The organism is Flavobacterium sp., from assembly GCF_043722275.1.
In the GTDB taxonomy this organism is placed as follows: domain Bacteria; phylum Bacteroidota; class Bacteroidia; order Flavobacteriales; family Flavobacteriaceae; genus Flavobacterium.
In genome coordinates this window covers 25,474-35,461 of record NZ_JAYSPC010000005.1, presented here as the reverse complement: position 1 = coordinate 35,461, position 9,988 = coordinate 25,474, and the positions used below count along the sequence as shown (strand labels likewise).

9 protein-coding genes are annotated in these 9,988 nt (G+C 34.1%); 4 read left to right on the top strand and 5 right to left on the bottom strand.

Features of this window, described 5'->3' with window-relative positions; translation table 11 throughout:
• Nucleotides 1-35: 35 nt before the first annotated feature.
• On the bottom strand, nucleotides 36-389 hold the full coding sequence (locus ACHZDT_RS00570; RefSeq protein WP_394772715.1) for a cyclic-phosphate processing receiver domain-containing protein: 354 nt from the start codon (nucleotides 387-389) through the stop codon (nucleotides 36-38).
• A 334-nt stretch (nucleotides 390-723) separates the two neighbouring features.
• Nucleotides 724-2,451 (bottom strand): M14 family metallopeptidase, encoded by a 1,728-nt coding sequence (locus ACHZDT_RS00565; protein ID WP_394772714.1) that lies wholly within the window; start codon nucleotides 2,449-2,451, stop codon nucleotides 724-726.
• A 499-nt stretch (nucleotides 2,452-2,950) separates the two neighbouring features.
• On the opposite strand from ACHZDT_RS00565, the gene ACHZDT_RS00560 reads away from it, so the two are divergent.
• Both ACHZDT_RS00560 and ACHZDT_RS00555 read left to right on the top strand, forming a co-directional pair.
• On the top strand, nucleotides 2,951-4,300 hold the full coding sequence (locus tag ACHZDT_RS00560; protein ID WP_394772713.1) for a DEAD/DEAH box helicase: 1,350 nt from the start codon (nucleotides 2,951-2,953) through the stop codon (nucleotides 4,298-4,300).
• Between the two features lie 236 nt (nucleotides 4,301-4,536).
• On the top strand, nucleotides 4,537-4,983 hold the full coding sequence (locus ACHZDT_RS00555; RefSeq protein ID WP_394772712.1) for a hypothetical protein: 447 nt from the start codon (nucleotides 4,537-4,539) through the stop codon (nucleotides 4,981-4,983).
• A 202-nt stretch (nucleotides 4,984-5,185) separates the two neighbouring features.
• Here ACHZDT_RS00555 and ACHZDT_RS00550 read toward each other — a convergent pair whose 3' ends face one another.
• From ACHZDT_RS00550 to ACHZDT_RS00540, 3 genes are all read right to left on the bottom strand, one after another.
• On the bottom strand, nucleotides 5,186-5,764 hold the full coding sequence (locus tag ACHZDT_RS00550; RefSeq protein WP_394772711.1) for a PhnA domain-containing protein: 579 nt from the start codon (nucleotides 5,762-5,764) through the stop codon (nucleotides 5,186-5,188).
• 278 nt (nucleotides 5,765-6,042) lie between these two features.
• Nucleotides 6,043-6,501 carry a pantetheine-phosphate adenylyltransferase gene (gene coaD / locus ACHZDT_RS00545; RefSeq protein WP_213305798.1) on the bottom strand — a complete coding sequence of 153 codons (459 nt, stop codon included), beginning with the start codon at nucleotides 6,499-6,501 and terminating at the stop codon, nucleotides 6,043-6,045.
• A 303-nt stretch (nucleotides 6,502-6,804) separates the two neighbouring features.
• Complete coding sequence (locus ACHZDT_RS00540; RefSeq protein WP_394772710.1) at nucleotides 6,805-7,776, bottom strand: D-alanine--D-alanine ligase; 972 nt, start codon at nucleotides 7,774-7,776, stop codon at nucleotides 6,805-6,807.
• A gap of 549 nt (nucleotides 7,777-8,325) precedes the next feature.
• Here ACHZDT_RS00540 and ACHZDT_RS00535 point away from each other — a divergent pair.
• Nucleotides 8,326-8,949 carry a PASTA domain-containing protein gene (locus tag ACHZDT_RS00535; protein WP_394772709.1) on the top strand — a complete coding sequence of 208 codons (624 nt, stop codon included), beginning with the start codon at nucleotides 8,326-8,328 and terminating at the stop codon, nucleotides 8,947-8,949.
• Nucleotides 8,939-9,979, top strand: a complete 1,041-nt coding sequence (locus ACHZDT_RS00530; RefSeq protein ID WP_394772708.1) for an RluA family pseudouridine synthase — start codon at nucleotides 8,939-8,941, stop codon at nucleotides 9,977-9,979. Before ACHZDT_RS00535 ends, ACHZDT_RS00530 begins: the two co-directional genes overlap by 11 nt.
• The last annotated feature ends 9 nt before the right edge of the window (nucleotides 9,980-9,988 follow it).

Here is a 9,988-nt window from a genome sequence, read left to right as displayed (position 1 = left end):
GGCACGGATTGCAAATCCGCGCTATCGGGTTGAAATTAGATTTTTAAATTATTCTCACTTTTCAAATGTTTAATATAATTATCGAGCAAACTTTGAATTTGTTGTGCTGCAACAGGATTAGCCGAATGAACATTAAATCTTAAATCTATTAAATCAATTCCTGATTCATAAACCAACCATTTTGCTGCTGCATATCCATCTTCAGCAATAATATTATTTTCATCTAATCCCAGATCATTATCAAAGCTAATCAATTCAGGAAGCCCGTTTTCAATAATTACTTTTTTAAAATCATTAAAATTCCTAACAATTACAAAGTCATCGTCGGTGAGGTTTTTGTACACCATTTTTACATTACGTATATCGTCAAGAAAAAGTTTATATGTCATTGTTTATTATTTTATTAAAAAGTATTTGAACTTTTTATTTAATATTTGAGAAGAATTTGAAAATATTTAACACAAAGTAACCACAATATTGTCATCCCGAGGAACGAGGGATCTCCGTAAGAAACTAACACAAAGTATTTTACCTAAATTGTCGAGCTACTTGCGTGTCCTTCGACTTCGCTCAGGATGACAAAAAGCGCAGACAAATTTTGACAAAGGTCTACTCGCAAAAGCTTTGCGTCCCGATAGCTATCGGGATTGCGTTTTTAAACCTCACACAAAAAAATCTTAGCGAACTTTGCGGTAAAAAACGTTGCGGTTAAATCATTCCAAACTATAAAATCCTATAAACAGGATACTGCAAATGTGCCTTTTCATAATAAACCGAATGTTTGTAAATCCAGTCTAATTGCGCTTCTGAACTTTTAGCCAATTCGGGATCGTTTTGTTTTTTAGTTTCTAATTCAGCTTTTAAGACAGGATTATCTTTAAGTAATTTTGCCGCTGTATCTTCAAAAATATATTCTGAATAATGTTCTTTTTGCTGTAAAATAGGATCGAAGAAATTCCAGTTAAAGAATGAATCAACACCTTCGGGCTTAAAAGCTTCTACTAAATATTTAACGCCTTTTTGGTTTGTTGGAACTAAGTAATCACCTTTGGCGAAAGCCATTTTTACAATTTTAGAAGTTACCATCGTATTTTGGTGTAAATAATGTCCTTCATAAGCATTTGGAACCGTTTTAAAACTGGCGATTTTATAGCTTTCAACTTCAATAATCGTATCATTTTTAAGTTGAGAATATGTAATATTGTTATTCTTCAAGAGATCAACAATATTCCAATAACCACGCGGAATGATATAAGCAAAAGGAATAACAACGTCTTTTACTGATTTGAATTCCTTGATATACGGAACGTCTTTTTTATAAGGTTTGCTTCGGTCATAATACAAACGATTTCCTGTTGTAGCTTGACTTTTTTTATAACCCGCTTCATATCCTAAAAACGAAAATGTAGTGGCTTTTGTGCTGTCTAATTCCCATTTTAATGTATACGGTTTTTTAGGTTGAAATTGCTCCAGATTTTTCACACGAAGTTCTTTAATTTTTTGATAATTCGCATCGGTAAAATCCATTGTTGATTTTGTGTATTCGTAGGTCATTTTTACACGTTCGGCATATTTTTTCAGCATATGTGTTTCAACCACAAAACCAATTGTATTAAACAACGAAGTATAACCCGTTGTATATCGCGGACTATCCACAAATTGACCAAAACCTTTGTCCGGAGTATCCTTAAAAGAATCTACATAAGGCGTTGTTTCGATTTTCTTTTGCTGTAAATCTTTAACCAAAGCTGGCATCATTTCATTATTCAAAAAATCGCCCAAAATAGTTCCTAATTTATTATGTTGTGTCATGATGTAAGTAAGTTTGTATTGATAATCAGATCCGTTGCTTACGTGATTATCGATAAAAACATCAGCATTTATCTTTTGGAAAATCTCGACAAAACTCTTTGTATTTCGAGTGTCTGATTTCATTAAATCCCGATTCAAATCGTAATTTCTGGCATTTCCTCTAAAACCATAAATTTCGGGTCCGTCCTGATTGGCTCTTGTTGTTGAATTTCTATTTAAAGCTCCGCCAATATTATAAACCGGAATCGTAACCAAAACGGTATTTTTTGGCGCTTTTAATTTTCCAATTGCCAGATCTCGATAGAATTGCATCGTTGCGTCGATTCCGTCAGGTTCTCCGGCGTGAATTCCGTTATTGATAAAAAGAACCGCTTTGTTTTTCTGGATTTTTTCAAAATCAAATTCCTCTTCAGGATTGTAAACGACCATATGCAAAGGTTCGCCGGAATCTGTCAAACCCATTTCCTTAATTTGAATCGTTGAGAAATCTTGCGCTAAAAGTTTATAATACGCAATAGTTTCTTCATAAGATGCCGACTGATTTCCGTTTCCTTTCTCAAAAAAAGTATCGTATTTTTTATTGTTCTGACCGAAGATTGTAATGGTGAAAAGTAAAAAGGAAAATGTAAAAAGTTTCATGGTTTTTGGTTTAAAGAAAAGTCAAATATAAAGTTTTTATTTGTTTCAAGTTTCAGGTTTGAAAATGAGAGTGGAGCAACTTTGGCATTTTACCGCAAAGCGCGCAAAGTTTTTTAATTTTGAAAGTTTTGTAAAAACACAAAGTTCGCAAAGCTTTGTCTTTTATATACTTTTGTTTTTTTTACTGCAAAGAGCGCAAAGATTTACGCAAAGTTCGCAAAGCTTTGCGTTCTTTGCGTTCTTTGCGTTTGTCTGCACAATCTAAGCACAATCTATAAAAAATTTGCGTTCTTTGCGGTTAAATTTTATTCTCAAAGCTTTGCGACCTCTGCGTTTTCTGAATACAATCAAAACACAAGCTATTATAAAAAACTTTGTGACCTTTGCGGTAAAATTTTTTATTCACATTTCAACTTGAAACCTGACCCGAGACTGAAAGTCGAATAGGCGAAGCAAACAAACAAAACCTGAAACAACTTTTTTTGACTACTTTTGCAAAATGAATAAAAATCACCATTCCAATAACATACTTTCGAACTTAGGAATTGAAACCCTAAACGAAATGCAAGAAGTTGCGCAAGATGCAATTTTAAACGATAACAATGTTTTACTGCTTTCTCCAACAGGATCAGGAAAAACATTGGCTTTTTTATTACCTGTTTTAGAATTATTGGAACCGGAAATTCTTTCGGTTCAATGTTTAATTCTTGTGCCTTCACGCGAATTAGGTTTGCAGATTGAGCAAGTTTGGAAGAAAATGGGGACGCAATATAAAGTCAATATTTGCTACGGAGGTCACTCGATTGATACTGAAATCAAGAATTTGAGTAATCCGCCAGCAGTTTTAATAGGAACTCCGGGAAGAATCGCCGATCATATTGACAGAGATACTTTTAGAACTGATAAAATTCAGACTTTAATTCTTGATGAATTCGATAAATCATTACAATTGGGTTTCCACGAGCAAATGTCATATATCATTGGGAAATTAACAAAATTGAACAAACGTGTTTTAGTATCTGCAACTTCAGATATTGAAATTCCGAGATATACAAGAGTCGTAAACCCAACAGTTTTAGATTTTATTCCTGAGCAAGAAGAAAAAACGAACCTTTCGATGAAGATGGTGGTTTCTTCGGCAAAAGATAAATTGGGAAGTTTATTTAATTTGATTTGTTCTCTAAAATCACAATCGGCTATTATTTTTTGTAATCACCGTGATGCGGCAGAACGTATTAGTGATACATTGAACGAAAAAGGAATTTATTCTACCTATTATCATGGCGGAATGGATCAGGACGAGCGTGAACGCGCTTTGATTCAGTTTAGAAATGGAAGTGTAAGTTATTTAATCACAACTGATTTAGCAGCTCGTGGATTAGATATTCCTGAAATGAAACACGTAATTCATTATCATTTACCTTTAAAAGAAGACGAATTTACACATCGTAACGGTCGTACGGCACGTATGCAAGCTTCCGGAACGGCATATATTATTACTCACGAAAGTGAAAAACAACTGGATTATATTGACTACGGAATGGAAGTTTTGAAAGTTGAGAATACAACGACTTTACCAAAACCACCGGAATATCAAACTATTTATATTAGTGGCGGAAAGAAAACCAAATTAAATAAAATTGATATTGTTGGATTCTTTTCTCAAAAAGGAAAATTAGAGAAAGGTGATTTAGGCTTAATTGAGGTTAAAGATTTTATTTCATTTGCGGCTGTAAAATTCAATAAAGTGAAAGATTTGCTTCATAATATTAAAGACGAGAAAATGAAAGGCAAGAAATTTAAAATCGAAGTTGCCCGAAAAGTGGTTAAGAAAGAAGAAGAGAACTAAAATTTTTATCTTTTTCTGTATTTAAATGCTAGAGATTGCCTAATTTACTGCTGCTTTTCGATAAATTAACAGCTTTTGATTTAATTGCAAATATTTGTATTTCAGTATCTTAAGGTGTTTTTTTAATGATTTGAACAAGGATCTTAATTTATTGTTAATAAATTAAACGATAAGGCTTTAATTTATCATATTTTCTGCGTTTCTTGCGCCCGTAAATAATAAACCCCAAATTAATTATGAAAAGAATTATTACGATTGCCATTTTGATGTTTAGCTTTGTTTCTTTTGCACAAATTAAAGTTATTGAAACTGTACCAGTTGAAAGATTAGGAAAAGTAAATAACAATTATATTCAAAAAATTGGAGATGAATATACTGTTTATTATACAAGTATCCAGAATGATGATGATTCATCAAGCTTGAGAAAATTTACATTTAAAAATGTAAATAATGATTACAATAGTCTTTATAATATTATTGTAAATGGTTTTACTGCAAATCCTTTGTATGATATTAAATTAGAATTACCTAATAACTACATTTGGTTACATTACACAGGAAGTGTTCTTCCTGAGAAAGCTACAGTTCAGTTTATGGTTTCAAATAAAGATGCTTCTTCTGCTGCAAGCAACGTTTCTGAACCACTTTTAAAAGATCAGATTAATAAATTATTTCAAAAATAAATTTTTTAGTTTCAGATTTCAGGTTTTATTTGTTTCAAGTTAAAAATCTGTGGTAAGAAAACTTTAAATATTAAAAAAGGCTATTCAAATTCTTGAATAGCCTTTTTTGTGTTTAAAAAAGTTTCAGGTTTTCTTTATTTCAAGTTTCAGGGTTAAAAACTTAGTCACTCAGTAACTCAGAACCTTAGCAACTTTCTAAAAGTTATATCTTCTTCACGTATTGTGTGATAATCACAATTTGCTGACCATCTACTTTTCCTTCAATATATTCAGCGTTTTCGTGATCTAAACGAATGTTACGAACAGCGGTTCCTTGTTTGGCAACCATACTTGATCCTTTTACTTTTAGATCCTTGATTAAAACCACAGAATCTCCGTGTTCTAAAATTACACCATTACTATCACGGTGAATGATTTTGTTTTCGTCTTCTTCACCTTCTCCCGTTGCTTGCGCCCATGCAAGAGTATCTTCGTCTAAATACATTGTGTCAAGCAATTCCTGAGGCCAGCCAGCAGCACGCAAACGGCTTAACATTCTCCATGCTACAACTTGTACAGCAACGTTCTCGTTCCACATACTGTCGTTTAGACATCTCCAGTGATTTAAATCGACATTATCAGGATTTTCAATCTGGTCAATACAAGTCGCACACGCCATTATGCTTTCGTCAAGTCCACCTTTTTTAGTTGGTAATACCTCATATACTTTTAGGTTTTCTTCAGCTGCACAAAGTTCACATTTTGATCCGCTACGTTTGTTTAATTCTCTTTCGATGCTCATTGTTTGGTGTTTATTTAAAATGCGAAATTACTTATAATTTGCTTCGCTTGCAAGTTTATGATTTTGGTGGTTTTGAGCCCACGGGTTTTACGGGTTGAAACAGATTCAACGCGGATTTTTATTTAATAAATTATCCTTTGGATGGATTGAAATCCATCCCTATAATATGTTTCAATCCTAAGGCTTGTTTGTAAGCTTTGCAAGGGACGGAGCAATCTCACTAGCTATATCTTTTCATAAAGATTCATGATTAGTGTCTTGCTTTGTCTTGCAATGACTTACTTTTTTACTCTAACAGCATCTGGAACCAGCATTTCATATTCGCCGCCATTGCGCAATACATCGCGAACAATACTTGAACTTATGTAAGATGTACTTGCGGCGGTTAATAAAAATACGGTTTCTATTTTAGAAAGTTTTCTGTTAGTATGTGCAATTGCTTTTTCGAATTCGAAATCGGCGGGATTGCGTAAACCTCTTAATATAAAATGCGCTTTTTGTTTTTTTGCTAAATCTATAGTCAAACCTTCATAAGTAATAACCGAAATTTTTGGTTCGTCTTTAAAAGTTTCTTCTATGAATTGTTTTCTTTCTTCGAGCGAAAACATGTATTTTTTTTCGGCATTTACACCAATTGCAATCACTATTTCGTCAAAAAGAGAAATTCCTCTCTTGATAATGTCTTCGTGACCTAACGTAATTGGATCAAATGATCCGGGGAATATAGCTTTTTTCATTTTTTTCTTTTTGAGGTTCAAAGTTTTTATAGGAGCTAAGGTTCTAATTTACTGAGTTTCTAGGTTTTTTTGTCATTTCGACAGAGGAGAAATCACATCCAATATTCTATGACAATGTGTCTTCACTTTGCGGGGCTTCGACTCCGCTCAGCCTGACATTAGTTTGACTTCGCTCAGCCTGACGAGTTAAGAATTTATCAGCCGACATTAGTTTGACTTCAATCGGTCTGACAATATTATGCATTAAAAAAGGTTCTAAAACCTTAGTGCTTTAGCAACTTAGAATCTTAGAACCTTTTTTGGCTATGCCAAAGCCAACTCAATCGCATTTGTGAATAAATCTTCAAGAGATATTCCGGCTGCTTTTGCTTGTTGCGGAATCAGACTTTCGGTTGTTAAACCTGGGATTGTGTTCATTTCCAGCATATATGGTTCGTTGTCTACGATGATGAATTCGCTTCTTGAAAAACCTTTCATTTTTAATACTTCATAAGCACGTTTTGCAGTTTCTCCTACTTTTTGTGTCAATTCATCAGAGATTCTTGCTGGTGTAATTTCTTGTGATTTTCCTTCGTATTTGGCTTCATAATCGAAGAAATCATTGTCAGAAACAATTTCTGTGATTGGTAATACTTTGATTTCGCCTTTGTAATTGATTACTCCAACAGAAACTTCGGTTCCGTCAAGAAAACTTTCGATGATGATTTCGTTATCTTCTTTATATGCTACTTCAATTGCAATTGGAAGTTCGGCTTCTGATTTTACTTTTGAGATTCCGAAGCTTGATCCTGCTTTGTTTGGTTTTACGAAACATGGCAAACCAACTTTTTTAACGATTTCGGCTGTATTGATAATGTCACCTTTATTTAGGTAATAAGAAATTGCTGTTTTGATTCCGTACGGTTTTAAAACCGATAATAAATCACGTTTATTAAAGGTAAGTGCCGCCTGGTAATAATCACAAGATGATTGCGGAATTCCTAATAATTCAAAATAAGCCTGCATTAATCCGTCTTCGCCCGGAGTTCCGTGAATGGCGTTGAAAACACAGTCAAAAGTAATTTTTTGATCGTTTACAGTTACAGAGAAATCGTTTCTGTCAATTGAAAATTCGGCGTTGTTTTCATCTACATAAACCCATTTTTCTTTAAAAATATGAATACGAAATCCGTTATATTTTGTTTTGTCAAGATATTGGTGAACGACGTTTCCGCTGATAAGTGAAATTTTATATTCGCTTGAATATCCGCCCATTATGATGGCTATGTTTTTCATTTTATATTTTTGTTTATATTTTGTTTCAAGTTTTATTTTGTTTCAGGTTTTTCGCCACGAATTCACGAATTTTTTTAATTCAATCTGTATTATCTGCTTTACTATTTTAAATGTACGCGCTATTTCGTTTGCTTTGTCATCCCGAGGAACGAGGGATCTCCGTTAGTAGCTCGACATGCAAGATAAACTTTGCGTGAGTTTCTTGCGGAGATCCCTCGTTCCTCGGGATGACAAATAGAAGCGTAAAATGCTATTATGAATTGGAACTACAAATAATATCGCTTAAAAAAGAGCGTTCTTATAAATCTTAAATCCCTAGCCCTGATGGAAGCGGCATCCTTTTTCTGGCTTCTTTAGCCAGGAAAAGATATAGCGTACAGCAGGAAATAGCTCCTGAAAATTTAAATTCCAATTTTTAAATTCCAAATTCCAAAAATCATCCTTGACTTCGCTGAGAATGACAATCAGAACACTTTCTTGTTTAAAACAAAATTATCATTTTTTTTGAAACGAAATAGCTTTATCTTTGCGACAACTAAAAATAAATTTATGACTTTACGTAAGTATTTAACAAGCCGTGTGTTTTTTGTACAAATCTTGATTGCGGCTGCAATTATTGCAGTTTTGGGTTATTTGTTTATGCATTGGCTGACTTTTACAACTGATCATGGACATGAAATTGCTGTTCCTAATTTAACTAAATTGACGGAGGAACAGGTTGAAGCAAAATTAGACGATTTAGACTTGGACTATGTGCTTCTTGATAGTGTAGATTACCGAAGTGAATTTCCTAAATACAGTGTTGTTGAGCAAGATCCGTTGCCGGGAACGATGGTAAAAGTGGGAAGAAAAATATATATTAAAATTAATGCATCAGGATTTTCATCTGTTAAAATCCCTGATTTAATCGAGAAAACGTATCGTGAAGCGGTTCCAACTTTGAAGGCTTTAGGGCTTGAACAAGGAACGATTACGTATATCCCAAATCTTGGAAAAGATATGGTTTTAGAGATGCGTTATAAAGGTAGAAATTTAAAAGTAGGAGACCGCGTGCTTAAAGCGTCTAAAATCGACTTGGTTTTAGGTGACGGAAAAGCAACGTATGTAGATGAAAGCCAGACGACAGATAGTACAGCTGCGCCAACTACTGAAACCCCAAAAGATGAACAATAATATTGAAAATTTAGATCTGGAAGACGAATTATACGAACATTTCAGGTTTGATGTGCCTAAAGGTCAAGCGTTTTTGCGTATTGACAAATATTTGATGAATATGATTCCGAATGCAACACGGAACAAAATTCAGAATGCTGCAAGTGAAGGAAGTGTTTTTGTAAATGAAATTCCTGTAAAATCAAATTACAAAGTAAAACCACTTGATCTTATTACGGTAATGTTGACGCATCCGCCGTTTGAAAACCATATTCTTCCGGAAGATCTTCCGTTGAATATTGTGTATGAAGATGACGCTTTGCTATTGATTAACAAGGAACCGGGAATGGTAGTACATCCGGGTCACGGAAATTATACCGGAACTCTGGTGAATGCTTTGGCGCATCATTTTGATAATTTGCCAATGAACAGCAGCGAACGCCCAGGTTTAGTTCATCGAATTGATAAGGATACGTCCGGACTTTTGGTTGTGGCAAAAACGGAAGCTGCAATGACGCATTTGGCGAAGCAATTCGAAGCTAAAACTTCTGAACGTGAATATGTTGCTCTTGTTTGGGGAAATGTTGCCGATGAGGAAGGAACGATCGAAGGAAACCTTGCAAGACATTTAAAAGACCGCATGCAAATGGCTGTTTTTGCTGATCCTGAAATTGGAAAACCTGCAATTACACATTATAAAGTGCTGGAACGTTTTGGTTATGTTACTTTGATTTCTTGTAGATTAGAAACCGGAAGAACGCACCAAATTCGCGCGCATTTAAAACATATTGGGCATCCGTTATTTAATGACGAGCGTTATGGTGGTCATTTAATTTTGAAAGGAACTACGTTTACAAAATACAAACAGTTTATTGAGAATTGTTTTAAAGCTTTGCCACGTCAGGCTTTGCATGCTAAAACGCTTGGTTTTGTGCATCCTACAACTGGCGAAATGATGCGTTTTGATACGGAATTACCTCAGGATTTTCAGGATTGTATTGAGAAATGGCGTAATTATGGAAAAACGCATAATATAGAAGAGGAAGAATAGAAATTTTAG